Origin of the sequence: Actinomadura sp. NEAU-AAG7, assembly GCF_018603865.1 — a bacterium.
In the GTDB taxonomy this organism is placed as follows: Bacteria; Actinomycetota; Actinomycetes; order Streptosporangiales; family Streptosporangiaceae; genus Spirillospora; species Spirillospora litoris.
Genome location: NZ_JAHFZY010000006.1, coordinates 96,663 through 120,515, shown reverse-complemented (window position 1 = coordinate 120,515; position 23,853 = coordinate 96,663). Strand labels below are relative to the sequence as shown.

Below are 23,853 nucleotides of genomic sequence, written 5' to 3'. Positions count from 1 at the left end.
TTCGCGGGTGACGGCTCGTGAGCGGGCGGGCGCCACGTACACGGCGGCCGGTACGGCTGCCTGCGCGGGGGCCGTCGCGGGGAGGTGACCGGCTCCGGCCAGTTGCGGCGCGGTGGCCGGTTCCGGCGGCGGGGTCAGCCCTGGCGCTCGGACGAGAGCCGCTGGGTGATCGTGTGCTGGAGCCGCTGGAGCCCGGACGTGCCGACCAGGCCGATCTGGCCCTCCAGGTCGCGCAGCAGCACGTCCTCGTTCATCACGGCCTCCGAGGACTGCATCAGCACCGTGCCCTCGCCGGTGAAGTCGAACTGGTGCTCCTCGCCCGACGACCCGCCCACCCCGAAGATCATCCGTGCGGCGCCGAAAGCCCCGCGCATGTAGGAGTGGTCGTAGTGGTGGCAGGGGGACGGGCAGTCCGCCCAGCCGAGCAGCGCCTGCGGGTCGACGCGGATCGGCGGCTCGACGAAGTGGACGGGCCCGTTGGAGGCCGCGACGAACCGCCCCGTCCCGATGAGGGTGAGGAAGCCCGGGATGATCGACTGCTTGAGCTCCAGGCCCGGCTCGAACGCCAGCAGGTTGCCCGCGCGGACGGTGAGGTTCCCGTTGTCGAGGTCGAAGGAGTTCACGTCGAACCCCCGGTCGGCCAGGAGGAGCTTGCCCTGCCCCTGCGCGACGATCCAGTCCTGCGCGTACAGCGGGGAGTTGAAGGTGTGGGCGACCAGGGAGTCCAGCGGCCCCGCCGACAGCGCCTCGAACCTGATCTGCCCGTAGTAGGCGATCATCTTGCCCTTCTGCGCGAACCACTGCCCGTTGAGGTCGACGCTGAAGGCGTAGGGGTTGACGTTGTCGTTGACCGGGAGCGTCCCGGGGTTCCAGGTCTGCGTGCCGAACGTGCTCACGGTCAGATCTTCCTCTCGCTGGCCTGGACGTAGACGACGCCGGAGCCGCTCAGCTCCAGCTGGAAGCCCTCGCCGGAGCCGCGTCCGATCAGGTCGCGCAGCCCGACCGCCGTGGTGAGCTTGTTCTGCACCTGGCCGCGGTGCGCCACGTACGCCTGCGGGTCGACGTGGACGGGCCGCTGCGGAGTGATCGGCAGCTCCATCACGCCGCCGTGCGACAGCAGCCCGCACGCGCCGTGCCCGGTGAGCGTCGTGGTGAACAGCCCCTGCCCGGTGACCGCGCCCCGGATCACGCCGCGCACGCCGCCCTGCTCGCCCATGAACATCGTCCCCACCTGGAGGGACGCGTCGTGCACCAGCAGCCGGTCGGCCTCGACGTAGAGGGTGTCGGCGCCGTTCAGCTCGACGACCGCGACGTGCAGGCCGCCGTGCCCGAACATGACGCTGCCCTGCCCGGTGACGTGCATCATCGCGGTCCGCTCGCCGGCGACGGCGCGGCCGAGCGTGCCGCCGATGCCCTGCCCCGCCGTGGTGGACGGCGCGAACGCCACCGGCCCGGTGTAGGCGAGCATCGCGCCGCGCCTGCTGTAGACCTCCTGCCCCGGGCCGATCGGCACCTGGAGCATCTTGGAGTTGATCGACTGGTATCCCGGCATCAGATCTCCAAGATTCCGCCGCGCTCGGCGGGCTGGACGTAGACCAGGCCGTGGCCCTGGTAGCGGAACTGCACGCTCTCCCCCGATCCCTGGCCGATCACCGTCCGCCAGTTGACGTCGGTGACGACGTCCTGCTGGAGCTGGCCGTGGTGGGCGACGTAGGCGTGCGGGTCGACGCACAGCGGCGTCTGCGGCGTCACCTCCAGCGCGATCGCCGGGCCGTCCGACAGCACCGCGACCGTGCCGTGCCCCTCGACCTTGGTGGTGGCGAGGCCCTGCCCGGTGCCCATCCCCCGCAGCCCGATGAACTGGACGCCGGTCTTCAGGCCCCCGTCCAGGGCCAGCAGGCTCTCGGACTCGACGAACAGCGTGTCGCCCGTGAGCTGGACGAGCGTGACCTCGGTCGCCTCGCTCGCCAGGTACACCGTCCCCTGCCCGGTGATCTCCATGAGCGTCATGCCCTCGCCCGCGATCTTCCGCTTGAGGGCCCCGCGCAGGCCCTCGCCGCCCGTCATGCCCTGCCGTTTGAAGGCCATCTGGCCCTCGTAGGCGACCATGGAGCCGTTCAGTGCCCGGACCGTCTCCCCGGCGAGGTCGACGGCGAGCATTTTCGAGCCGTTCATTCGAAAGTGCGCCACGGACGGAGAACATACCGGCACCGGGGCCGCGCGCACCGGCGCGTTGCCGGTCCGCGTCGGCGGCGTTTCGGGGAGGATGGTCACCATGTGGATCGCTCCCGAACGCCGCAGCCTCAGCCGGTGGGCCGTACCCGGGCTCGTCCTGGCAGCGGGGGTGGTGGTCGGAGCCGTGCTGGCCGCCGACGGGCGGAGCGGGACGGCCCTGACCGCGCTCGCCGCGCTCACCGGGTACGCGGGCTACCTCGCCTACCGCCGCAACGAGCCCGCGCTGCCGCTCGGCGAGGGCTTCGGCTCGGGCCACCGGGCCCGCGCCCACCTGCGCGCCGCCGCGATGACCGGCGACGTGGTGACGGTCGCGGTGGTGGCGGCGCTGGTCGTCCAGGCGCTGCGCGGCGCCGACATCGCCCCCTACGCCTGGCTCGCCGCGCTCGCGGGCGGCACCTACCTGCTGTCGGCCCTCGCGGGCGGGCGCGGGCTGTAGCCGGGCGGGCGCCGTGCGCCGGGCGTGCGCCAGCCGTCCGTCGGCCGTGCGTCGCCCGTCCGTCGCCCGTCCGTCGCACCGCCCCTCGCACCGCCCCTCGCACGCGCCGCTTGGAACGCTCCTATAGCACATTCTCCGGGGCGCGCACGCCATCGAGGGCCGCCACATGGCGCACACGGCCGGACACGACCCGGTTCCCGCCGGTGATCCATGCCACGACCTGCGATGATGTCCGGCGAATTATGCGTTAACTTCTCCTGACAACCGCCGATTCGGCGTGGTGAGGGCGACATGATGCGGCTGTGTCAGCCGTTGATGTCCTGCTCCCGGCGCGCGCGGTGTTCCATCCGGTGGTCGATCTCGGCACCGGCACCGTCGTCGCCGTGGAAACGCATGCGGGTCCGCCCGCCGCGTCCGGTCCTCCGCCGCGGGTCGACCCCGCCGCGGAGGACGTGCGGCGCGCGGTGGAGGCGGCCCGAGCGACAGCGGACCTGGGCACCCCCCTTCCGCTGCAGATCGGCCTGCGGGCCGAGACCCTGACCCACGGAGACGCATTCCTCGGCGAGCTGCACCACGGGCTCGGGGAGACGGGACGGCGTCCCCAGGAGTTCATCATCTGCGTCGCGGGCGGTTTCCCGCCGGCGCAGCGTCCGACGGTCGCCGCCGCCCTGACCGGGCTGCGGCGGGCCGGCTACCTCGTCGGCCTGGCGGGCCTCGGCGCCGGGCACGCGCCGCTCGACCTGCTCGTGGACGGCGCGTCCTACCTGCTCAAGCTCGATCCGGAGCTGGCCCGCAGATCGCTGACCGAACCCCGGCGCTCGGCGCTGGTGGCGAGCCTCGTCGAGCTGGCGCACCGGCTCGGCACGCACGTCCTCGCGCCCGGCCTCGCGACGCAGGACCAGGTGGTGCACCTGCGCGAGCTGGGGGTCCGGCTCGTCCAGGGGCCCGCGCTGGCCCCGCCGGAGTGGCGGCCGGGGATGCCGATCACGGTCCCCGTCGCGGCCCGCGAGGACCCGGCGCCGCCCGACCCGGGCCTCGGGCTCGGGCCGCGCGTCTCGGAGTTCACGCTCCCGGCGGTGACGCTGCCGCACACCGCGACCGCCCAGGAGGTGCTGACCGCGCTGAACGCCGAGACCGGCATCACCAGCGTCGTCCTGGTGGACGAGCGGCAGCGGCCCCGGTCCACGGTCGACCGGACGCGGTTCCTGCTGCGGCTGTCGGGCGCCTACGGGCACGCCCTGCACGCCCACCGGCCCGCCGCGCGGCTGGCCGATCCGCCGCGTCCGGTGCCGCGCACGGTCCCGGCGGTGGCGGCGCTGCGCGCGGCCGGGCGGGAGGACGAGCGGGTCTACGACGACCTCGTCGTGGTGGACGAGGTCGGGCGCTGCCTCGGCATCGTCCGCGTCGCCGACCTGATCCGCGGCCTGTCCCCGTGACGCCCGGCGGCCCTGAAGATCGCTGAGATCGACGAGGAGGCGTCACAGGAGCCCGGGCGGGATGGGAGCGCCGCCCGGGCGGGCGCGGCCCGCGGCGGCCGTCTCCTGCGCGAGGATGGCCGCCTGGACCCGGCTGCGCAGCCCCAGCTTGCCCAGGATGCGGCTGACGTGGGTCTTGGTGGTGGTCTCCGCCATGTCGAGCCGCCGCGCGATCTCCCCGTTCGACAGCCCCTCGCCGAGGCAGCGGAACACCTCCCACTCGCGCGGGGTGAGGCCGTCGAGGCCGGGCGCCCCGGGCGGCGCCGCCGGGCGCGCCGCGAACGCCCCGATCAGCCTGCGGGTCACCTTCGGCGCGATGATCCCCTCCCCGGCCGCGACGGTCCGCACCGCCTCCACCAGCCGGTCGGCGTCGACGTCCTTCAGCAGGAACCCGGCGGCGCCTGCCCGCAGCGCGCCGAAGACGTACTCGTCCAGGTCGAAGGTGGTCAGCACCAGCACGTCCGCGATCCCGGCGATCTCCCGGGTCGCGCCGATCCCGTCCAGGACGGGCATCCGGACGTCCATGAGCACCACGTCGGGGCGCAGCTCGCGGGCCAGCTCGACCGCGCGGCGCCCGTCGGCGGCCTCGCCGACGACCCGCAGGTCGGGCGCCGCGCCGAGGATGAGGACCAGGCCCGCCCGCACCGCCGCCTGGTCGTCGGCGACCAGCACCTCGATCATGTCGTCCTCTCCTGGTCAAGCGGCAGCTCGGCGTGGACCCGCCAGCGGCCCGCGTCGGGCCCGGCGGCGAACTCCCCGGCCAGCATCGCGGCCCGCTCCCGCATCCCGATCAGCCCGCTGCCCGAGCCCGGCAGGCGCGACCCGTCCCGCCCGAGCGGGCTCACCACGTCGATCACCACGCGCCGCCGCCCGTACTCGACCCGGACGTCGGCCCGCCCGGGGCCCGCGTGCTTGAGCGCGTTGGTCAGCGACTCCTGGACGATCCGGTAGGCGGCCAGCTCGACCGCCGCGGGCAGCTCCGGCGCCTCCCCCGCCACCTCCAGCCGGGCCGACAGGTCCGGACGCGCCGTCCGCGCGACGAGGGGCCCGAGCTCGGCGAGCCGGGGTGCGGCGGGCGGGTCCTCCTCGTCGCCGCCGTCGCGCAGCAGCCCGATCATCCGGCGCATCTCCGCGAGCCCCTGGACGCTGTTCTCCCGGATGACCTCCATCGCCCGGTCGATGCCGTCCCGGTCGAGGTCGCGCACCTTCAGCACCGCCGAGGAGTGCAGCGCGACGGCGCTCAGATGGTTGGCGATCACGTCGTGCAGCTCCCGCGCCATCCGGGCCCGCTCGGCGCCGACCGCGGCCCGCCGGTCCAGCTCCGCCAGCCGCGCCACCTGCTCGGCGCGCTCCCGCTCGGCCTCGGCCTTGAACCGGTGCTCGCGGACGGCCATCGCGGTCAGCACCGGCGCCATCCACGTCACCCCGGCGAGCGCGCCGCCCAGCACCCCGAGCGACACCTGGCCGAGCGCGATCCCGGACCCGACCGCGACCACCAGCGTCGCCGCGCACGTCGTCGCGAGCAGCCACTCCGCCGTCCGCCGCCGCCCGTACAGGCTCGCCGCGTACAGCACGTCCCCGTAGATCACCGCCGTGGCGAAGCTCGGGCCCATCAGCACGTCGGCGAAGTTGAACGGCGTGGCGAGCGCCAGCGCCGTCAGCGGCGCGCGCCGCCGCAGCAGCAGCGCCGGGAACAACCCGAGGAGCGGGAGGAACCGCCACTCGCGCGCCGGGTTCCAGTCCTGCTCCCACGTCGTGTAACCGTGCACCCCGATCATGAGGAGGCCGCCCGCCAGCCCCGCGAGCGCGATGAGCACGTCCTGGCGGGTGGTGAGTCTGCGGAGCGGGGGCACACCCCCATCTCAGCACCTCCGCCCGGGTGCCCGCGTCCGACCTGGTGACGGCCGCCGTACATCCTTCGGACGACCCGGGAAACCTCAGCCCAGAGGAGGCGCGGGGCGTCCCGCCCGCCCGACCATGGAGGCATGCTCATCGCGGTCATCGCCGGTTGCGAGATCGGCTTCTGGGTCGTCCTCGCCGCCGGGCTCGTCGCCCGGTACCCGCTGCGCCTGCGCCGCACCGGCGCGGCGCTCCTGATGTGCGTCCCGCTGGTGGACGTCGTCCTGCTGACCGTCACGGTGGTCGACCTGCGCGGCGGAGCGACCGCGGGCTTCGGCCACGGCCTGTCCGCCGCCTACGTCGGCTACTCGGTCGCGTTCGGCCACAGCATGATCCGCTGGGCGGACGAGCGGTTCGCGCACCGCTTCGCCGGCGGACCCCCGCCTGGGGAGAAGCCCAAACACGGCCGGGCGCGGGCCGCCTACGAGTGGCGCGAGTTCGTCAAGGCGGTCGTCGCGACGGCCCTGTCCTGCGGCATCCTCCTGCTGATGATCGCCATCGTCGGCGACGCGGACCGCACCGAGCAGCTCAGCGGCTGGCTCACCCGCCTCGGCGTCGTCCTGGCGATCTGGTCGCTGTGGCCGATCACCTACACGATCTGGCCGGCCAAGCCCAAGAAGGGATCCGCCACGAGCCCCGCCGACCGCACCCCCCGGGCGTGAACCGGCAGGGCGACTCGCCCATCCGCCGCTTGAGAAACCGGGTCGGCGGAGTTCCCCAGATACACCTGAGGCCGCGTCCGTGGGCGGGACGCGGCCTTCGGGGGTGCGTGGGTCAGACGTTGAAGCCGAGGGCGCGGAGCTGGTCGCGGCCCTCGTCGGTGATCTTGTCGGGGCCCCACGGCGGGAGCCAGACCCAGTTGATCTTGACGTCCTTGACGAGGCCCTCCAGGGCGCTGTGGGCCTGGTCCTCGATCACGTCGGTGAGGGGGCAGGCGGCGCTGGTGAGGGTCATGTCCAGGGTCGCGACCTCGGCGTCGAGGTTGACGCCGTACACCAGGCCGAGGTCCACGACGTTGATGCCGAGTTCGGGGTCGACGACGTCCTTGAGCGCCTCAAGGATCTCGTCCTCCGCGGGGACGGCCGTGTCGGTGGTTTCGGTCATGATGCCTCTCCGAGAGCGCGGGCGGTCGCGTCCTTCCACGCCATCCAGGCGAGCAGGGCGCACTTGATGCGGGCGGGGTACTTGGAGACCCCGGCGAAGGCGATCGCGTCCTCCAGGACGTCCTCGTCGGGCGCGATGTCCTGGCCGCGCGACTGCATCAGCGCCAGGAACTCCTCGCCGACCGCCATGGCCTCCTTGACCGGCTTGCCGATGATCAGGTCGGCCATCACCGAGGCGCTGGCCTGGCTGATCGAGCAGCCCATGGCGTCGTAGGAGACGTCGGCGACCATGGCGTCCTGGCCCGAGCCGTCGAGGTGCACGCGCAGCGTCACCTCGTCGCCGCAGGTCGGGTTGACGTGGTGCGCCTCGCCCTCGTACGGCTCCCGCAGCCCCTTGTGGTGGGGGTTGCGGTAGTGGTCCAGGATGACCTCCTGGTACATCGCCTCCAGCTGCATGTCGTCCTTTCGTGCCTTTCTCGCTTCAACCGGGGCCGCCGCCGGGCTGTTCCTCAGGCGGTGCCGAAGAACTTCTGCGCCTGGCGGACCCCGTCGGCGAGCGCGTCCACGTCGGCGAGGTTGTTGTAGAGGTAGAAGGTCGCGCGGGTGGTCGCCGGGATGCCGAAGCGGCGGCAGATCGGCCACGCGCAGTGGTGCCCGACCCGGACCTCGACGCCCAGGTCGTCCAGCACCTGGCCGACGTCGTGCGGGTGGATGTCCTCGACGGTGAACGCGACGGCGCCGCCGCGGGCCTCGGTGGTGCCGGGGCCGATGATCCGGACGCCCGGGATCTCGCCGAGCCGCTCCAGGGAGTAGCCGGTGAGGGTCCGCTCGTGCTCGTGGACGCGGTCCATGCCGATGTCGGCGAGGTAGTCGCAGGCCGCGCCGAGGCCGATGGCCTGCGCGGTCATCGGGACGCCCGCCTCGAACCGCTGCGGCGGCGGCATGAACGTCGTCGACTCCATGTGGACGGTCTCGATCATCGACCCGCCGGTGATGAACGGCGGCATCGTCTCCAGCAGCTCGCGGCGGCCCCACAGCACCCCGATGCCGGTCGGGCCGAGCATCTTGTGGCCCGAGAACGCCAGGAAGTCGGCGTCCAGCTCGCCGACGTCGACCGGCTGGTGCGGGACGGACTGCGCCGCGTCCAGCAGGACGAGCGCGCCCACCGCGTGCGCCCGCGCGGCGATCCGCTTGGTGGGCGGAACGGTCCCGAGCACGTTCGACTGGTGCGTCAGCGCGACGATCTTCGTGCGCTCGTTGACGAGCGTGTCGAGGTCGTCGAGGTCCAGGCGGCCGTCGTCGGTGATGCCGAACCAGCGCAGGGTCGCGCCGGTGCGGCGGCACAGCTCCTGCCACGGGACGAGGTTGGCGTGGTGCTCCATCTCGGTCACCACGACCTCGTCGCCGGGGCCGACCCGGAAGCGCTCGGCCTCCGCGCCGGCGGTGGCGGCGTTGCTCATCGCGTACGCGACCAGGTTGATGCCCTCGGTGGCGTTCTTGGTGAACACGATCTCGCCTGGCGAGGCGCCGATGAACCGGGCGATCGAGGCGCGCGCGTTCTCATACGCCTCGGTCGCCTCCTCGGCGAGCTGGTGCGCGCCCCGGTGCGGGGCGGCGTTGTAGCGCTCGTAGAACTCGCGCTCGGCGTCCAGGACGCGGAGCGGCTTCTGCGACGTCGCGCCCGAGTCCAGGTAGACGAGCTGGCGCCCGTCCCGGACGGTGCGCTGCAGGAGCGGGAAGTCCTTCTTCAGCTCCTCGGGCAACAGGGTCATAGCGCCGCGCCCGCCTTCGCGTACTTCTCGTAGCCCTCGTTCTCCAGCTCGTCGGCCAGCTCCGGGCCGCCCTCGGCGACGACGCGGCCGCCGGAGAACACGTGCACGAAGTCGGGCTTCACGTACCGCAGGATGCGCGTGTAGTGGGTGATGAGCAGGACGCCGGTGCCGGCGCCGGAGGAGAAGCGGTTGACGCCCTCGGAGACGACCTTGAGCGCGTCGACGTCGAGGCCGGAGTCGGTCTCGTCCAGGACGGCGATCTTCGGTTTGAGCATCTCCAGCTGGAGGATCTCGTGCCGCTTCTTCTCGCCGCCGGAGAAGCCCTCGTTCAGGCTGCGCTGCGCGAACGCGGGGTCGATGGACAGGTCGTCCATCGCCTTCTTCATCTCCTTGGAGAACTCGCGCAGCTTCGGCGCCTCGCCGCGGACGGCGGTGACGGCCGAGCGCAGGAAGTTCGACACCGAGACGCCGGGGACCTCGACCGGGTACTGCATCGCGAGGAACAGCCCGGCGCGGGCGCGCTCGTCGACGGACATGCCGAGCACGTCCTCGCCGTCCAGCGTGACGGTGCCGGCGGTCACCTCGTACTTCGGGTGCCCGGCGACGGCGTAGGCGAGGGTCGACTTGCCGGAGCCGTTCGGCCCCATCAGCGCGTGGGTCTCACCGGCCTGCACGGTCAGGTCGACCCCGCGCAGGATCTCCTTGGTCCCGTCGGAGCCGTCGGCGACGGAGACGTGGAGGTCGCGGATCTCTAGCGTGGCCATAATGCGTGCTGTTCCTTAGTCGTCGGAGCCGAGCGAGACGTAGACGTCGCCGTCCTCGACCTTGACCTTGTAGGTGGCGACCGGCTGCGTCGCCGGCGGGTTCGTGGGCTTGCCGGTGCGCAGGTCGAAGCAGGACCCGTGCAGCCAGCACTCGATCGTGCCGTCGTAGACCTCGCCCTCCGACAGCGAGACCTCGGCGTGCGAGCAGATGTCGTTGAGCGCGTAGAGGTCCTCGCCGCTGCGGGCGATCGCGACCGGGGTGTCGCCGACCTCGACCGCCAGCGCCCCGTCGGCGGGGACGTCGGCGAGCGGGCAGACCTTCACGTAGGTCATCGGGCCGCACCCCGGTCGAGCTCGGCCTCGATGGCCTCCCGGACCTTCTCGCGGACCTCGGCGACCTCGATGCGCTCGATCAGCTGGCCGAGGAACCCGCGCACCACCATGCGGCGCGCCTCGTCGAAGGTGATCCCCCGGGCCTGGAGGTAGAACAGGTGCTCGTCGTCGAGCCGCCCGGACGCGGACGCGTGGCCCGCGCCGGCGACCTCGCCGGTGAGGATCTCCAGGTTCGGCACCGAGTCGACGCGGGTCCCGTCGGTGAGGACGAGGTTGCGGTTCAGCTCGTAGGTGTCGGTGCCCTCGGCCTCCGCGCGGATGATCACGTCGCCGATCCAGACGGCGTGCGCGTCCTCGTCCTGGAGGGCGCCGCGGTAGTCGACGCGGCTGCGGCAGTTCGGCACCGTGTGGTCGACCAGCAGGCGGTGCTCCAGGTGCTGGCCGCCGTCGGCGAAGTACACCCCGTACAGCTCGGCGTCGCCGCCGGGCGCGTCGTAGCCGACCGACGGGGAGATCCGCACGAGGTCGCCGCCGAGCGAGACGTTGTGCGAGACGAACCGGGCGTCGCGGCCGAGCCGCGCGTGCTGGTGGGAGACGTGGACGCTGCCGTCCGCCCAGTCCTGCAGGCTGATCACCGAGAGCCGCGCGCCGTCGCCGACGACGAACTCGACGTTGTCGGCGTAGGTCGCCGAGCCGCGGTGCGCGAGCACGACGGTCGCCTCGGCGAACGGCTCCAGGATCACGGTGGTGTGCCCGTAGGCGGCGGACGAGTCGTCCTCGCCGCGCAGCCGCAGGACGGTCGGCGCCGACGCGACGGCCTCCTTCGGCACGGTCACGACCGTGGCGTGCGTGAACGAGGCCCACGCCTGGGCGCTGACGCGGTCCGCGGGCACGTAGGCCGTGCCGAGGCGGGCGTCGTCGCGGCCGACCGTCTCGACGGTGACCTCCGGCGGCGCCTCGGCCTCCAGCACGACCTTGCCGTGCGCCTCGGCGGTGCCGTTGTGCAGGCCGCGCAGGCGCCGCAGCGGCGTGAACCGCCACTCCTCCTCGCGGCCCGTGGGCACGTCGAAGTCGGCCACCTCGTAGGACGCCTTGTCGTGCAGCGTCGACAGAGGCCTGGTGTCGAGCCCCATCAGCCGACGGCTCCTTCCATCTGCAGTTCGATGAGCCGGTTCAGCTCCAGGGCGTACTCCATCGGCAGCTCGCGCGCGATCGGCTCGACGAACCCGCGCACGATCATCGCCATCGCCTCGTCCTCGGTGAGGCCGCGGCTCATCAGGTAGAACAGCTGGTCCTCCGACACCTTGGAGACGGTGGCCTCGTGGCCCATCTCCACGTCGTCCTCGCGGACGTCCACGTAGGGGTAGGTGTCGGACCGGCTGATCTGGTCGACGAGCAGCGCGTCGCACTTGACCGTGGACTTGCTGTGCTCGGCGCCCTCCTGGATCTGCACGAGGCCCCGGTAGGACGTGCGGCCGCCGCCCCGCGCCACCGACTTGGACACGATGGTGGAGGAGGTGTTCGGCGCCGCGTGCACCATCTTGGCGCCCGCGTCCTGGTGCTGGTCCTCGCCGGCGAACGCGATCGACAGGGTCTCGCCCTTGGCGTGCTCGCCCAGCAGGTACACCGCCGGGTACTTCATCGTGACCTTGGAGCCGATGTTGCCGTCGACCCACTCCATCGTCGCGCCCTCGTAGGCGACGGCGCGCTTGGTCACCAGGTTGTAGACGTTGTTCGACCAGTTCTGGATCGTGGTGTAGCGGACGCGGGCGTCCTTCTTCACGACGATCTCCACGACGGCCGAGTGCAGCGAGTCCGACTTGTAGATCGGAGCGGTACAACCCTCGACGTAGTGGACGTAGGAGCCCTCGTCGGCGATGATCAGCGTCCGCTCGAACTGGCCCATGTTCTCGGTGTTGATCCGGAAGTAGGCCTGGAGCGGGATCTCCACGTGCACGCCCGGCGGGACGTAGATGAACGAGCCCCCCGACCACACGGCGGTGTTCAGCGCGGCGAACTTGTTGTCGCCGACGGGGATCACCGACCCGAAGTACTCCTGGAAGATCTCCGGGTGCTCCTTCAGGCCCGTGTCGGTGTCGAGGAAGATGACGCCCTTCTCCTCAAGGTCCTCGCGGATCTTGTGGTAGACGACCTCGGACTCGTACTGGGCGGCGACGCCGGCGATGAGGCGCTGCTTCTCCGCCTCGGGGATGCCGAGCTTGTCGTAGGTGTTCTTGATGTCCTCGGGGAGCTCCTCCCAGGACGCCGCCTGCTTCTCGGTGGAGCGGACGAAGTACTTGATGTTGTCGAAGTCGATCGCCGACAGGTCCGAGCCCCAGGTGGGCATCGGCTTCTTGGCGAACAGCCGCAGCCCCTTGAGACGGAGGTCGAGCATCCAGTCCGGCTCGCCCTTCTTGGCCGAGATGTCGCGGACGACATCCTCGTTCAGACCCCGGCGCGCGGAGGCACCCGCGGCGTCGGAGTCGGCCCAGCCGAACTTGTACCTGTCGAGCCCCTCCAGCTCGGGGTGGGCTGCAGTAGTCATAGGGACGTCCTCCCGGACTCCTCGTCAGTGTGCGATGTCTTTTCAGGGGCCGGCGTCGTTGCGGAGGCCGGCGGCTCGGGGGAGCGCTCCCCCGCGTCCCCCTCGGGGGCGGGCCCACCCGCGCCCGGCCCGCACAGCGAGCGGGAGCTGACGTGGGTGGTGCAGATCCCGTCGCCGTGCGCGATCGTGGCCAGCCGCTGGACCGGGGTCCCGAGCAGCCGGCTGAACGCCTCGGTCTCGGCCTCGCACAGCTGCGGGAACTCCGCGGCGACGTGCGCGACCGGGCAGTGGTGCTGGCACAGCTGCTCGCCCGCGCCCTGCGGCGCCTTGGCGGCGGCGGCCGCGTAGCCGTCGCCCGACAGCGCCTCGGCGAGCGTGCGGACCCGCTGTTGGGGCGGGGCCGCCTGCACGACGGGGCGGTAGCGCCGCTCCAGGTCGGCGATCTGCCGCCGGGCGAACTCGGCGACCGCGTGGTCGCCCGCCCGCTCGGCGAGGAAGCGCAGGGCGCTGGAGGCGAGGTCGTCGTAGGCGTGGACGAACGCGCTGCGCCCGGCGTCGGTGATGGCGAACCACTTGGCGGGACGGCCCCGGCCGCGCCGGGCCTGCGTCCGTGCCTTGCGGACCTCGATCATGCCCTCGGCCAGCAGCGCGTCCAGGTGCCTGCGGATGGCGGCCGGCGTGAGGCCGACGCGCTCCCCTAGGGTGGACGCGGTGACCGGGCCGTGCTCCAGGATGAGCCGGGCGACGCGGGCGCGGGTGTCGCGCTCGGTGTCGCCGCCCGCCTGCCGCCCGCCTGCGAGCCCGCCTCCACCGCCGTGACCAGGGACGGAAGGCACGCCTGAGGGCCGCGCGACGGCGGCCTCCGCGTTCGTCCGATCCTGGCTCACGTTTTTCACAACATCAGTGTGCCGTAATTCCTTCCTGCGAAACACCGGAATCCCGATGTCGTACCTCACGCAGGCAAGCCTTACCTAACCTTGACCTTCGCCGGGTGTGGCCCGGGGCGGCGGGACCGGCGTGATCAGCCCTGCGGCTCCGACGGGAGCGACGGCACCGCGCCCCGGGGCAGGACGAGCACCGGGCACGGCGCCGCGCGGACGATCTTGCCGGAGCCCTCGCCGAGGAACACCTTGCGCAGCGGGCCGTCGTTGCTGGACAGGCAGGCCAGCACCTCGCCGGGCAGCATGTCGCAGGAGCCGAGGGCCGCGGCGACACCGGTCCCGACCACGGCCTCGGTCTCCACGGCGGCCTTCCCGAGGCCGCCGGAGCCGCCCGCGCCGCTCCCCCCGCCCTGGCCGTCCGGGTCGTCGGTGAACAGGGCGGCGGCCTGGGCGAGGCCCTCCTCGGCCTGGGCGAGCTGCCGGGCCATGAGCTCGTCGGCGCCGCGGAACCGGGCGGCGAGGCCGGGCGGGCGCAGCACCAGCGTGAGGAGCCGGATCGGCAGCCCGAGCACCCGCGCGAACCCGGCGGCCGAGGCGAGCGGCCCGCCCGCGTCGCGGTGCCGCCAGTAGGCGATGGTGAGCCGCTCGAACCGGGGCGGCGCCTCCTCGGCGTAGCCGCGCGGCGCGAGCAGGACGGGCACGGGCGAGCCGTGCAGCAGCTGGTCGGCGGTGCTGCCGATGGCGATCCGGCCGCGGCGGCCGCGCGGCGCGGAGCCGATCACGATCAGCCCGGCGCCGGTGTCGCGGGCGACCTCGATCAGCCCGCGCCCGCTGCCCCGGTGCGCGTGGACGCGCCGGGTCACCCCGTCCCGGAGCGAGAGGGGGTAGAGGTGGTCCAGGGCCTGGTCGAGCGCGGCGTCCGAGCGTTCGCGCAGGTAGGACACCCACTCGGCGTCGACCGAGCCGGGCCCGCGCGCGGGCCAGGCGGGCGGGTGGATGTTGGCCACGGTCAGCGAGCCCTCGGCCGCCCGGACGAACCGCGCCCCCAGGGCCAGCGCGTCGTCGCCGCGGTCGTCGGGCGCGTACCCGACGAGGACGCGCATTCCGTCCCGGTCGCTCATCGGTTCTCCTTCCGGTTGCCGGGGGCGAGCCGCGAGTGGCGCCGCCCGTAGAGGGCGTAGGCGGCGAGCCCGACGAGCGTCCACAGCAGGAACACCATCCACGTGACGCCGCCGAGCCCGACCATCAGGTACACGCAGAACCCGACGCCGAGCAGCGGTGTCACCGGGTAGAGCGGTGTCCGGAAGCTGCGCGGCAGGTCGGGCCTGGTCCGCCGGAGCACGATGACGCCGACGCTGACCAGCGAGAACGCGAACAGCGTGCCGATGCTGGTGGCGTCCACGAGGCGGCCGAGCGGGACCGCCGCGGCGAGCACCGCGATGAAGGCGGCGACGATCAGGGTGTTGGCGACGGGCACGGCGCGGCGCGGGCTGACCTTCTGGAACACGTGCGGGACGAGGCCGTCCCGCGACATCGCGAACAGGATGCGGGTCTGCCCGTACATGACGGTGAGCACGACGCTGGCGATCGCGACGACCGCGCCGAGCGAGAGGATCATGGACGGCCAGGAGCGCCCGGTCGCCTCGTCCAGCACCCGCGCGAGCGAGGCCTCCGAGCCCGACAGCTCGAACCGGGTCCAGTGCATCGCGCCGACGGCGGCGAGCCCGACCAGCACGTAGACGGCGGTCACGATCGCCAGCGACAGCACGATGGCGAGCGGCAGGTCGCGCCGGGGGTCGCGGGCCTCCTCCCCGGCGGTGGACGCGGCGTCGAAGCCGATGTAGGAGAAGAACACCTTGGACCCGGCGGCGCTGATCCCGGCCCAGCCCATCGGCGCGAACGGGGTCAGGTTCCCGCCCCGGAACGCGGTGAAGGCGACGGCGCAGAAGAACAGCAGCACGGCGATCTTGAGGAACACCATGACCGTGTTGGCGGTGGCGCTCTCGGACGTGCCGCGCAGCAGCAGGAACGTCGCGATCGCCACCACGGCGACGGCGGGCAGGTTGAGGACGCCGCCGCCCTCGCCCGGCGAGTTGCTGATCGCCGCGGGCATCGTGACGTCGAACGCCTTGGCGAAGAACTCGTTCAGGTAGGAGCCCCAGCCGACCGCGACCGCCGACACCGAGACCGCGTACTCCAGCAGCAGGCACCACCCGCACACCCACGCGACCAGCTCGCCGAGCGTCGCGTAGGCGTAGGAGTAGGACGAGCCGGACACCGGGATCGTCCCGGCCAGCTCGGCGTAGGACAGGGCGGAGAACAGCGCGGTGACCGCCGCGAGGACGAACGCCAGCACGACGGCCGGGCCCGCCTTCGGCACCGCCTCGCCCAGCACGACGAAGATGCCCGTGCCGAGCGTCGCGCCGACGCTGAACAGCGTGAGCTGGAGCAGGCTCATCGACCGCCGCAGCTCGCCGCCCTCGCCCTGGCCGCCCTCGGCGACGATCCGGTCGACGGGCTTGGTCCGCAGCAGCTCCCGCACCAGCCCGCGCCCCGGGCCGTGGGGGGTGCCGCCCGTGGGGCTCGCGGTGGCGGTCACAGCGTGCTCTCCAGCGGCCAGGTGGCGTTCGGCGTGATGATCGTCCCGGCCGCCCCCTCCAGGATCCGCTCGCACTCGTCGAGCCGCCCGATCGCGGCCATGTCGCCGGTCCGCTCGACGAACCCGGCGGCGGCCTCGACCTTCGGCCCCATCGACCCGGCGGGGAACTCCTCGGCGCGCAGCTCGTGCGGGGTGGTGTGCCCGATCCCCTCCTGGCGGGACGTCCCGAAGTTCCGCATGACCTGCGGGACGTCGGTGAGGATCAGCAGCGCGTCCACCTCCAGCGTCTCGGCCAGCACGGACGCGGTGAGGTCCTTGTCGATCACCGCCTCGACGCCCTCCAGCCGTCCGACGTCGTTGCGGAACACCGGGATCCCCCCGCCGCCCGCGCAGACCACGACCGCCCCGCTCCGCACGAGCAGCCGGATCAGCCGGGTCTCGATCACCCGCTGCGGCCGCGGCGAGGGCACGACGCGGCGCCACCCGGCGCCGCCGTCCTCGGCGACCGTCCAGCCGTACTCGGCGGCGAGCCGCTCCGCCTCCGCACGCGGGTAGACCTGGCCGACGAACTTGGTGGGGCGCTCGAACGCCGGGTCGACCGCCGACACCAGCGTCTGGTTGATCATGGCGACGACCTGGCGGCCCGGCAGCGCGTTCTGCAGGGCCTGGAGCATCCAGTAGCCGATCATGCCCTGGGTCTCGGCGCCGATCGTGTCCAGCGGGTAGGGGCGGGTCAGCGCGGCGTCGTTCACGCTCTCCAGCGACAGCACCCCGACCTGCGGCCCGTTGCCGTGCGTGAGGATCAGCTCGTGCCGCTCGGCGAGCGGCGCGAGCGCCCGCACCGCCGTGTCGACGTTGGCCCGCTGCAGGTCGGCGTCGGGCGTGTCGCCCCGCTTGACCAGCGCGTTCCCTCCGAGCGCGACCAGTACGCGCATACCCCTCGCCCGTCCCCTCCCGGCGGCCGGAGGACGCGACGCCCCGGTCAGCCGAGCGTCGCGACCATGACCGCCTTGATCGTGTGCATCCGGTTCTCCGCCTCGTCGAAGACGACCGAGGCGTCCGACTCGAAGACCTCGTCGGTCACCTCCAACTCCTCCAGCCCGGTCCGCTGGAAGACCCTTTCCCCCACCGACGTCTCCCGGTTGTGGAAGGACGGCAGGCAGTGCATGAACTTCGCGCGCGGGTTCCCGGTCGCGGCCATCACGGCCGCGTTCACCTGGTAGGGGCGCAGCAGCGCGATCCGCTCCTCCCAGATGTCCTCGGGCTCGCCCATCGAGACCCAGATGTCGGTGAGGACGAAGTCGGCGCCCCGGACGCCCTCCGCGACGTCGTCGAGGACGCTGATCCGCGCGCCGGTCGCGGCGGCGACCGCGCGGGCGGGCTTGACGACGGCCGTCTCGTCCGGCCAGAGGGCACGGGGCGCGACGATCCGGACGTCCATGCCGAGCAGCGCGCCCGCCACCACGTAGGAGTTGCCCATGTTGCTGCGGGCGTCGCCCAGGTAGGCGTAGGTGATCTCGTGCGCGGGCTTGCCGCCGTGCTCGCGCATGGTGAGCATGTCGGCGAGCATCTGCGTCGGATGCCAGTCGTCGGTCAGCCCGTTGTAGACCGGCACGCCGGAGTAGTGGGCCAGGTCCTCCAGGTGCCGCTGGCTGGCCCCCCGGAACTCGATGGCGTCGAACATCCGCCCGAGGACGCGCGCGGTGTCCTTCATCGACTCCTTGTGGCCGATCTGCGCGTGGCCCGGGTCGAGGTAGGTGGTGTGGGCGCCCTGGTCGTGCGCGGCGACCTCGAACGCGCAGCGCGTCCTGGTGGAGGTCTTCTCGAAGATCAGCGCGATGTTCCTGCCGGTCAGGCGGGGACGCTCGGTCCCGCCGCGCTTGGCGGCCTTCAGCTCCGCCGCCAGGTCGAGCAGGAAGCCGAACTCCCTCGGTGCGAGGTCCAGCTCGCGGAGCAGGCTGCGCCCCCGCAGGTTGTACGCCATGCGCCGGGCCTCCGTCCCTCGTGACGTCATCCGTGGTCGTGGGGACGAGCCATGCGGCGTACGACCCTTACGGCCCGGGAGCTACCCGGCGCCCGATCGACGAAACGCCTCCCCGCGCGGTCGCGGGAGCCGGGCGGGCGCGCCGAGCGGCGGTGCCGGACGCGGGCCCGTCCGGGCCCGGACCTAGACTCATCTGCATGACACCCCCCGGAGACGGCGCGGTCGAGCTGGGCTCGCTCGTCAAGCGCTACGGCACGGCGGCGGCCGTGGACGGCCTGTCGCTGACCGCCGCCCGGGGCGCCGTCACGGCGCTGCTCGGGCCCAACGGGGCGGGCAAGACCACGACGATCGAGATCTGCGAGGGGTTCCGCCGCGCCGACGCCGGGACCGTCCGCGTCCTCGGCCTCGACCCCGTCGCCGACGCGCGGGCCCTCAAACCCCGCGTCGGCGTCATGCCGCAGTCGGGCGGCGTGCCGGGCACGGCGCGGGCCGGGGAGTTCCTGAAGCTCGTCGCCTCCTTCCACGCCACCCCCCTCGACCTGGACGCGCTGCTGGCGCGGCTCGGGCTCACCGAGCACGCCCGCACCCCGTTCCGGCGGCTGTCGGGCGGGCAACAGCAGCGGCTGTCGCTGGCGGTCGCCGTGGTCGGACGCCCCGAGCTGGTGTTCCTCGACGAGCCCACCACCGGCCTCGACCCGCAGGCCAGGCACGCCACCTGGGAGCTGGTCGAGGGGCTGCGCGCCGCCGGGGCGTCGGTCGTGCTCACCACCCACAACATGGACGAGGCCGAGCGGCTCGCCGACCGGGTCGTCATCGTCGACCACGGCAGGGTCGTCGCGGAGGGCACCCCGGTCGAGCTGACCGGCGCCGAGCGGCAGCTGCGCTTCCGCGCCCGCCCGGGGCTCGGGCTGGAGGAGCTGATCTCCGCGCTGCCCGCCGGGAGCGCCGCCAAGGAGTCGCCCGCCGGGCACTACCTGATCGAGGCGGACGTGCGCCCCGAACTGCTGGCGACCGTCACCGCCTGGTGCGCCTCGCACGGCGTCCTCACCGAGGACCTGCGCATCGAGCGCCGCACGCTGGAGGACGTCTTCCTGGAGCTGACCGGACGGGAGCTGCGCCCATGACCACGGCCACGCCCGGACCCGCGGCGGCCGAGCTGGACCTCGCGCCCGCGCCGGGCGCCGTCCCGCTGCCGCGCATGGTCCTGTCCCAGGCCGCCTACGAGTTCCGCACGGTGCTGCGCAACGGCGAGCAGCTGCTGCTGACGCTGGTCATCCCGGTCGTGCTGCTCACCCTGTTCAGCGCCACCTCGCTGCTGGACCTCGGCTCCGGCCGCCGCGTCGACTTCCTCGCGCCCGGGATCCTCGCGCTGGCGGTGATGTCCACCGCGTTCACCGGCCAGGCGATCGGCACCGGCTTCGAGCGCCGCTACGGCGTGCTGAAGCGGCTCGGCGCCACGCCGCTGCCGCGCGGCGGGCTGATCGCCGCCAAGACCCTCACGGTCGTCGCGGTCGAGGCGCTCCAGGCCGCGGTGATCTGCGCCGTGGCGCTGGCGCTGGGCTGGCACCCGCACGGCGACCCCGCCTCGGTGCTCGCGCTGCTCCTGCTCGGCACCGCCGCGTTCAGCGGGTTCGGGCTGCTGATGGCGGGAACGCTCCGGGCCGAGGCGACCCTCGCCGCCGCCAACCTCGTCTACATCCTGCTGCTGGCGGTCGGCGGCGTGGTGTTCCCCCTCGACAAGTTCCCCGGCGGTGTCCGGGACGCCCTGGAGCTGCTGCCCATCTCCGCGCTGGCGGACGGGCTGCGCCGCGTCCTGCAGGACGGGGCCGCGTTCCCCGGCAAGCCGCTCCTCGTCCTGGCCGTGTGGGCCGCCGCGGGGCTCGTCCTCGCGGCCCGATTCTTCAGGTGGGAGTGAGACGGTGGCGCTCACCGAGGCACCCGGCCCGCCCCTGCGGCGTTCCGGACGCGCGTCCTCGCCCGGTAGGTTCTCGCTCGGTTCGCTGTCGCTGGGGTCGGTGCCGCCGCCCGCGCTGATCCTGTTCGGCATCATCTCGCTCCAGGTCGGCGCCGGGCTCGCCAAGAACCTCTTCGACCGGCTGCCGCCGAGCGCCGTCGTGTCGATCCGGCTGCTGACCTCGGCGATCGTGCTGGGCTTCCTCGCCCGGGGCGCGCTGCGGACGGTCCTGCGCGACCACTCCCGCACGAGCCTGGCGATCGCGGCCGGGTTCGGGCTGGCGCTGTCGCTGATGAACTTCTCGATCTACCAGTCGTTCGCCCGGATCCCCCTCGGCGTCGCGGTGACGATCGAGTTCCTCGGGCCGCTGCTGGTCGCGCTCGCCGCGTCCCGGCGTCCCCGCGACCTCGTGTGGGCGGCGCTGGCGGGCACGGGCGTGGTGATGCTGGCCGAGGGCGGCGGCGACATGGACCTCGTCGGCGTCGGGTTCGCGCTGCTCGCCGGGGCGTGCTGGGCCGCCTACATCCTGCTGACCGCCGCCACCGGCAAGCGGTTCTCCGGCTCGACCGGGCTCGCCGTCGCCAGCATCGTCGGGACGGCGCTGGTCCTGCCGCTCGGCGTCGCCTCCGGCGGCACCGCGCTGCTCGACCCGAAGCTGCTGCTGATCGGCCTCGGCGTCGGGCTGCTGTCGTCGGTGATCCCCTACTCGCTGGAGCTGGAGGCGCTGCGGCGGATGCCCGCCCGCGTCTTCGGCATCCTGATGAGCCTGGAGCCCGCCGTCGCCGCGCTCGTCGGCGTGACGATCCTCGGCGAGGTCCTCGGCGCCCGGCAGTGGGCCGCGATCGGCTGCGTGATCGTCGCCTGCGCGGGCGCCACGCTGGGCCAGCGGAACCCGCCCGAGGCACCGGAGGCGTGACGCCGAAAGCGCGGCCCGCGTGACGCGGGAAGCGCCGGAAACGTCCGGGACGTCGCGGACGGGCGCGGCGCCGTGCGAGGATCGGGGCAGGCGACCGTCGAGCCGAGAGGAGCCTTCGTGACCGGCAGCACCGAGGACCAGGGGATCCCGCCCGAGTTCTTCGAGGTGGGGACGGCGTCGTTCGTCGACTTCCTGCGCCTGCACTCCCCCGGCCTGCTGCCCGTCAACCGGCTGCCGGACGCCGGGGCCGTCCCCGAGCTGCCGCACGGCACGACCGTCCTGGCGCTGACGTTCCCGGGCGGCGTCATGATGGCGGGCGACCGGCGCGCCACCCAGGGCAACCGCATCGCCTACCGCGAGCTGGAGAAGGTGCAGCGCGGCGACGAGTACTCCGCCGTGGCGTTCGCCGGCACCGTCGGGATCGCACTGGAGATGGTCCGCCTGTTCCAGGTGGAGCTGGAGCACTACGAGAAGATGGAGACCGTCCCGCTGTCGCTGCCGGCCAAGGCCCGCCGCCTCGGCGCCGTCATCCAGGCCAACCTCGCGCAGGCGCTCCAGGGCCTCGCGGTCGTCCCGCTGTTCGCCGGGTACGAGCCGGGCGCCGAGACCGGGCGGATCTACTCCTACGACATCACCGGCGCCCCGCAGGAGACCCGCGGCTTCCACGCCGACGGCTCCGGCTCCCCCTACGCGCTCGGCTCGCTCAAGAAGCTCTACCGGCCCGACCTGTCGATCCGGGACGCCGCGACCGTCAGCGTCCAGGCGCTCTACGACGCCGCCGACGACGACTCCGCCACCGGCGGCCCCGACCGGTCGCGGCGCATCTACCCCACCGTCGCGGTCGTCACCGAGGACGGCTACCGCGCCCTGCCGCAGGACGAGGTCGCCGAGATCGCCGGGGAGGTCCTCGACGCGCGCCGGAGCGCGCCCCGCGGGCCCGTAGCGCCACTGCGCTGAGCGCCGGAAACGTCGTACCCGGCTCGTAGACTCGGCCGTATGGCACGGGCGAACGACGAGGCTGCGGCCCTCATCCAGGAACTGGCGGACCTGCTCTCGATCACGGGCGGCGACGCGTTCAAGATCAGGGCGTACGAGAAGGCGGCCCGCGCGATCGCCGGGCACCCCGGCGATATCGCCGAGCTCGACCTCGCCGGGCTCCGCGCGATCCCGTCGGTCGGCTCGGCGATCGCCAAGAAGGTCGCCGACTACAACGCCACGGGCACGATCCGGCAGGTCGAGGAGCTGCGCCTGCGGATCCCCGCGGGCGTCCGCGCCCTCACCGCGATCCCCACCCTCGGCCCGAAGAAGGCCCTGACCGTCTACGAGGAGCTCGGCGTCTCCTCGGTCGACGAGCTGGCCACCGCGATCGAGGAGGGCAGGCTCAGCGGCCTGAAGGGCTTCGGCGCCAAGACCGAGGAGAACATCCTGCGTGGCATCGAGCTGATGCGCGCCTCGGGCGGGCGCGTCCTGGTCGACGCGGCCGCGAGCGTCGCCGACGAGATCGTCGCGGCGCTGTCGGCGCTGCCCCAGGTGGAGCGCTGCGCGCACGCCGGGTCGCTGCGCCGCATGCGCGAGACGATCGGGGACGTCGACGTCCTCGCCGCGTCCCGCGACCCGCATCCGATCATGGAGGCGTTCACCGCGCTGCCCGTCGTCGCCGAGGTCGTCGCGGGCGGCGACAAGAAGACCTCGATCCGCACCGCCACCGGCCTCCAGGTCGACCTGCGGGTCGTCCCGCCCGAGTCGTGGGGCGCCGCGATGCAGTACTTCACCGGCTCCCAGGCGCACAACATCCGCACCCGCGAGATCGCGGTGCGGGCCGGGCTCAAGCTCTCCGAGTACGGCCTGTTCCACGCCGGCTCGGACGAGCCGATCGTCTCCGCGACCGAGGAGGAGGTCTACGACCGCCTCGGCCTGCCCTGGATCCACCCGACCCTCCGCGAGGACACCGGCGAGATCGAGGCCGCCCTCGACGGCACGCTGCCCGACCTGGTCACCGAGGCCGACCTGCGCGGCGACCTGCACAGCCACACCGACCTGACCGACGGGACCGCGTCCCTGGAGGCCATGGCCGCCGCGGCCGCGTCCCGCGGCCTGGAGTACTACGCGATCACCGACCACGCGCCCGACCTGGTCATGCAGCGCATGACCGACGAGAAGACGCTGGCGCAGCGGGAGCGGATCGCCGAACTCCAGAAGGAGTACCCGGGCCTCGTGCTCCTGCACGGCACCGAACTCAACATCGACCCCGACGGCGGCGTCGACTGGGACGCCGACTTCCTGTCCGGCTTCGACGTGTGCGTGGCCTCCGTCCACTCCCACTTCACCCAGGACCAGGCCGCCATGACGCGGCGCCTCGTCCGCGCGTGCGAGAACCCGCACGTCCATGTCATCGGCCACCCCACGGCCCGCAGCATCGGCCGCCGCCCCCCGGTCGACGCCGACTGGGACGAGGTCTTCCGCGCCGCCGCCCGCACCGGCACCGCCCTGGAGATCGACTCCTTCCCCGACCGCCTCGACCTGCCCGCCGACCTGATCCGCCGCGCCAAGCGCTTCGGCTGCCGCTTCTCCATCGACACCGACGCCCACTCCCTCGGCCACCACCGCAACATCCGCTACGGCGTCGGCACCGCCCAGCGCGGCTGGCTGACCCCCGACGACGTCATCAACACCTGGCCCCTCCCCCGCCTCCGCGCCTTCCTCAAGAAGACCTGAACTCGACCACTCCCCGCCGCCCGAACCCGCAGAACCCCGGAGGCCCCTGTAGGGCATAGCTCGCCCAAGACTTGCCCCGCCCCCACTGCGTCCTCGGGAGGTCTGGGGCCTCTCGAAGGCCCGGCCCAAGAGGGCAGCACCTGGTCCGGTCGAGCCACCGGACCTGCGCGTCCGTATCCGGGAGACACGACGCACTCGCGGAACTCACCGCACGGCGCACCCTCGGGCTCCGGCAAGCGGCG

The 23,853-nt window shown here is 73.2% G+C and carries 25 protein-coding genes; 8 read left to right on the top strand and 17 right to left on the bottom strand.

The window, feature by feature from the left end; all coding sequences use genetic code 11:
- Window positions 1–134: 134 nt before the first annotated feature.
- The 3 genes from KLI87_RS26890 to KLI87_RS26880 are packed head-to-tail and all read right to left on the bottom strand — an operon-like array spanning window position 135 to window position 2,190.
- Window positions 135–896 (bottom strand): AIM24 family protein, encoded by a 762-nt coding sequence (locus KLI87_RS26890; RefSeq protein ID WP_214619192.1) that lies wholly within the window; start codon window positions 894–896, stop codon window positions 135–137.
- A 2-nt stretch (window positions 897–898) separates the two neighbouring features.
- Window positions 899–1,552 carry an AIM24 family protein gene (locus tag KLI87_RS26885; RefSeq protein ID WP_156216836.1) on the bottom strand — a complete coding sequence of 218 codons (654 nt, stop codon included), beginning with the start codon at window positions 1,550–1,552 and terminating at the stop codon, window positions 899–901.
- The gene (locus KLI87_RS26880) at window positions 1,552–2,190 is read right to left on the bottom strand and encodes an AIM24 family protein (protein WP_242893555.1); all 639 of its coding nucleotides are present in this window, start codon (window positions 2,188–2,190) and stop codon (window positions 1,552–1,554) included. The genes KLI87_RS26885 and KLI87_RS26880 overlap by 1 nt, the downstream gene beginning before the upstream one ends.
- Window positions 2,191–2,275: 85 nt before the next feature.
- Here KLI87_RS26880 and KLI87_RS26875 point away from each other — a divergent pair, with 85 nt between their 5' ends.
- On the top strand, window positions 2,276–2,671 hold the full coding sequence (locus tag KLI87_RS26875; protein WP_156216837.1) for an ABC transporter permease: 396 nt from the start codon (window positions 2,276–2,278) through the stop codon (window positions 2,669–2,671).
- Window positions 2,672–2,973: 302 nt separating this feature from the next.
- Complete coding sequence (locus tag KLI87_RS26870) at window positions 2,974–4,107, top strand: EAL domain-containing protein (RefSeq protein WP_156216838.1); 1,134 nt, start codon at window positions 2,974–2,976, stop codon at window positions 4,105–4,107.
- A gap of 42 nt (window positions 4,108–4,149) precedes the next feature.
- On the opposite strand, the gene KLI87_RS26865 is transcribed toward KLI87_RS26870, so the two are convergent.
- Window positions 4,150–4,827, bottom strand: a complete 678-nt coding sequence (locus KLI87_RS26865) for a response regulator transcription factor (RefSeq protein ID WP_156216839.1) — start codon at window positions 4,825–4,827, stop codon at window positions 4,150–4,152.
- The gene (locus tag KLI87_RS26860; RefSeq protein WP_308166195.1) at window positions 4,824–5,999 is read right to left on the bottom strand and encodes a histidine kinase; all 1,176 of its coding nucleotides are present in this window, start codon (window positions 5,997–5,999) and stop codon (window positions 4,824–4,826) included. The genes KLI87_RS26865 and KLI87_RS26860 overlap by 4 nt, the downstream gene beginning before the upstream one ends.
- A gap of 132 nt (window positions 6,000–6,131) precedes the next feature.
- On the opposite strand from KLI87_RS26860, the gene KLI87_RS26855 reads away from it, so the two are divergent.
- Window positions 6,132–6,707, top strand: a complete 576-nt coding sequence (locus KLI87_RS26855; RefSeq protein ID WP_156216840.1) for a hypothetical protein — start codon at window positions 6,132–6,134, stop codon at window positions 6,705–6,707.
- Between the two features lie 112 nt (window positions 6,708–6,819).
- Here KLI87_RS26855 and KLI87_RS26850 read toward each other — a convergent pair whose 3' ends face one another.
- The 12 genes from KLI87_RS26850 to argF all read right to left on the bottom strand — a co-directional run bounded on the left by KLI87_RS26850 (window position 6,820) and on the right by argF (window position 18,026).
- Window positions 6,820–7,149, bottom strand: a complete 330-nt coding sequence (locus tag KLI87_RS26850) for a metal-sulfur cluster assembly factor (RefSeq protein WP_156216841.1) — start codon at window positions 7,147–7,149, stop codon at window positions 6,820–6,822.
- On the bottom strand, window positions 7,146–7,604 hold the full coding sequence (gene sufU / locus KLI87_RS26845) for a Fe-S cluster assembly sulfur transfer protein SufU (RefSeq protein ID WP_214619191.1): 459 nt from the start codon (window positions 7,602–7,604) through the stop codon (window positions 7,146–7,148). The genes KLI87_RS26850 and sufU overlap by 4 nt, the downstream gene beginning before the upstream one ends.
- Before the next feature lie 53 nt (window positions 7,605–7,657).
- Window positions 7,658–8,920: a cysteine desulfurase gene (locus KLI87_RS26840; protein WP_214619190.1), complete on the bottom strand. Its 1,263-nt coding sequence runs from the start codon at window positions 8,918–8,920 to the stop codon at window positions 7,658–7,660.
- Window positions 8,917–9,684: a Fe-S cluster assembly ATPase SufC gene (gene sufC, locus KLI87_RS26835; protein WP_156216844.1), complete on the bottom strand. Its 768-nt coding sequence runs from the start codon at window positions 9,682–9,684 to the stop codon at window positions 8,917–8,919. Before sufC ends, KLI87_RS26840 begins: the two co-directional genes overlap by 4 nt.
- A gap of 15 nt (window positions 9,685–9,699) precedes the next feature.
- Window positions 9,700–10,017: a bifunctional 3-phenylpropionate/cinnamic acid dioxygenase ferredoxin subunit gene (locus tag KLI87_RS26830; protein ID WP_156216845.1), complete on the bottom strand. Its 318-nt coding sequence runs from the start codon at window positions 10,015–10,017 to the stop codon at window positions 9,700–9,702.
- Window positions 10,014–11,150, bottom strand: a complete 1,137-nt coding sequence (gene sufD, locus KLI87_RS26825) for a Fe-S cluster assembly protein SufD (protein WP_214619189.1) — start codon at window positions 11,148–11,150, stop codon at window positions 10,014–10,016. The genes KLI87_RS26830 and sufD overlap by 4 nt, the downstream gene beginning before the upstream one ends.
- Window positions 11,150–12,562, bottom strand: coding sequence for a Fe-S cluster assembly protein SufB (gene sufB / locus KLI87_RS26820; RefSeq protein WP_156216847.1), 1,413 nt, complete (start codon window positions 12,560–12,562; stop codon window positions 11,150–11,152). Before sufB ends, sufD begins: the two co-directional genes overlap by 1 nt.
- Window positions 12,559–13,449, bottom strand: coding sequence for a metalloregulator ArsR/SmtB family transcription factor (locus KLI87_RS26815; protein WP_214619188.1), 891 nt, complete (start codon window positions 13,447–13,449; stop codon window positions 12,559–12,561). Before KLI87_RS26815 ends, sufB begins: the two co-directional genes overlap by 4 nt.
- Before the next feature lie 134 nt (window positions 13,450–13,583).
- Window positions 13,584–14,564: a universal stress protein gene (locus KLI87_RS26810; RefSeq protein WP_156216848.1), complete on the bottom strand. Its 981-nt coding sequence runs from the start codon at window positions 14,562–14,564 to the stop codon at window positions 13,584–13,586.
- On the bottom strand, window positions 14,561–16,042 hold the full coding sequence (locus KLI87_RS26805) for an amino acid permease (RefSeq protein ID WP_214619187.1): 1,482 nt from the start codon (window positions 16,040–16,042) through the stop codon (window positions 14,561–14,563). The genes KLI87_RS26810 and KLI87_RS26805 overlap by 4 nt, the downstream gene beginning before the upstream one ends.
- Window positions 16,039–16,977 carry a carbamate kinase gene (gene arcC, locus KLI87_RS26800; protein WP_214619186.1) on the bottom strand — a complete coding sequence of 313 codons (939 nt, stop codon included), beginning with the start codon at window positions 16,975–16,977 and terminating at the stop codon, window positions 16,039–16,041. The genes KLI87_RS26805 and arcC overlap by 4 nt, the downstream gene beginning before the upstream one ends.
- Window positions 16,978–17,024: 47 nt before the next feature.
- Window positions 17,025–18,026, bottom strand: a complete 1,002-nt coding sequence (gene argF / locus KLI87_RS26795) for an ornithine carbamoyltransferase (RefSeq protein WP_214619185.1) — start codon at window positions 18,024–18,026, stop codon at window positions 17,025–17,027.
- A gap of 197 nt (window positions 18,027–18,223) precedes the next feature.
- Here argF and KLI87_RS26790 point away from each other — a divergent pair, with 197 nt between their 5' ends.
- From KLI87_RS26790 to polX, 5 genes are all read left to right on the top strand, one after another.
- A complete protein-coding gene (locus KLI87_RS26790; RefSeq protein ID WP_214619184.1) occupies window positions 18,224–19,150 on the top strand; it encodes an ABC transporter ATP-binding protein in 927 nt (308 codons plus the stop codon).
- The gene (locus KLI87_RS26785) at window positions 19,147–19,941 is read left to right on the top strand and encodes an ABC transporter permease (protein ID WP_156216852.1); all 795 of its coding nucleotides are present in this window, start codon (window positions 19,147–19,149) and stop codon (window positions 19,939–19,941) included. Before KLI87_RS26790 ends, KLI87_RS26785 begins: the two co-directional genes overlap by 4 nt.
- Before the next feature lie 4 nt (window positions 19,942–19,945).
- Window positions 19,946–20,896 (top strand): DMT family transporter, encoded by a 951-nt coding sequence (locus KLI87_RS26780; protein WP_374225480.1) that lies wholly within the window; start codon window positions 19,946–19,948, stop codon window positions 20,894–20,896.
- 117 nt (window positions 20,897–21,013) lie between these two features.
- The gene (prcB, locus tag KLI87_RS26775; RefSeq protein WP_214619183.1) at window positions 21,014–21,853 is read left to right on the top strand and encodes a proteasome subunit beta; all 840 of its coding nucleotides are present in this window, start codon (window positions 21,014–21,016) and stop codon (window positions 21,851–21,853) included.
- Window positions 21,854–21,892: 39 nt separating this feature from the next.
- Entirely contained in the window at window positions 21,893–23,611 is a 1,719-nt protein-coding gene (gene polX / locus KLI87_RS26770) for a DNA polymerase/3'-5' exonuclease PolX (RefSeq protein WP_214619182.1), read from the top strand.
- Window positions 23,612–23,853 lie beyond the last annotated feature (242 nt).

Excerpts from the sequence above, each read along its gene's own strand:
- KLI87_RS26885 (WP_156216836.1), bottom strand. The coding sequence starts at position 1,552 with ATGCCGGGATACCAGTCGATCAACTCCAAGATGCTCCAGGTGCCGATC.
- KLI87_RS26875 (WP_156216837.1), top strand. The coding sequence starts at position 2,276 with ATGTGGATCGCTCCCGAACGCCGCAGCCTCAGCCGGTGGGCCGTACCC.
- KLI87_RS26865 (WP_156216839.1), bottom strand. The coding sequence starts at position 4,827 with ATGATCGAGGTGCTGGTCGCCGACGACCAGGCGGCGGTGCGGGCGGGC.
- KLI87_RS26855 (WP_156216840.1), top strand. The coding sequence starts at position 6,132 with ATGCTCATCGCGGTCATCGCCGGTTGCGAGATCGGCTTCTGGGTCGTC.
- KLI87_RS26850 (WP_156216841.1), bottom strand. The coding sequence starts at position 7,149 with ATGACCGAAACCACCGACACGGCCGTCCCCGCGGAGGACGAGATCCTT.
- sufU (WP_214619191.1), bottom strand. The coding sequence starts at position 7,604 with ATGCAGCTGGAGGCGATGTACCAGGAGGTCATCCTGGACCACTACCGC.
- KLI87_RS26840 (WP_214619190.1), bottom strand. The coding sequence starts at position 8,920 with ATGACCCTGTTGCCCGAGGAGCTGAAGAAGGACTTCCCGCTCCTGCAG.
- sufC (WP_156216844.1), bottom strand. The coding sequence starts at position 9,684 with ATGGCCACGCTAGAGATCCGCGACCTCCACGTCTCCGTCGCCGACGGC.
- KLI87_RS26830 (WP_156216845.1), bottom strand. The coding sequence starts at position 10,017 with ATGACCTACGTGAAGGTCTGCCCGCTCGCCGACGTCCCCGCCGACGGG.
- sufD (WP_214619189.1), bottom strand. The coding sequence starts at position 11,150 with ATGGGGCTCGACACCAGGCCTCTGTCGACGCTGCACGACAAGGCGTCC.
- sufB (WP_156216847.1), bottom strand. The coding sequence starts at position 12,562 with ATGACTACTGCAGCCCACCCCGAGCTGGAGGGGCTCGACAGGTACAAG.
- KLI87_RS26810 (WP_156216848.1), bottom strand. The coding sequence starts at position 14,564 with ATGAGCGACCGGGACGGAATGCGCGTCCTCGTCGGGTACGCGCCCGAC.
- arcC (WP_214619186.1), bottom strand. The coding sequence starts at position 16,977 with ATGCGCGTACTGGTCGCGCTCGGAGGGAACGCGCTGGTCAAGCGGGGC.
- argF (WP_214619185.1), bottom strand. The coding sequence starts at position 18,026 with ATGGCGTACAACCTGCGGGGGCGCAGCCTGCTCCGCGAGCTGGACCTC.
- KLI87_RS26790 (WP_214619184.1), top strand. The coding sequence starts at position 18,224 with ATGACACCCCCCGGAGACGGCGCGGTCGAGCTGGGCTCGCTCGTCAAG.
- KLI87_RS26785 (WP_156216852.1), top strand. The coding sequence starts at position 19,147 with ATGACCACGGCCACGCCCGGACCCGCGGCGGCCGAGCTGGACCTCGCG.
- polX (WP_214619182.1), top strand. The coding sequence starts at position 21,893 with ATGGCACGGGCGAACGACGAGGCTGCGGCCCTCATCCAGGAACTGGCG.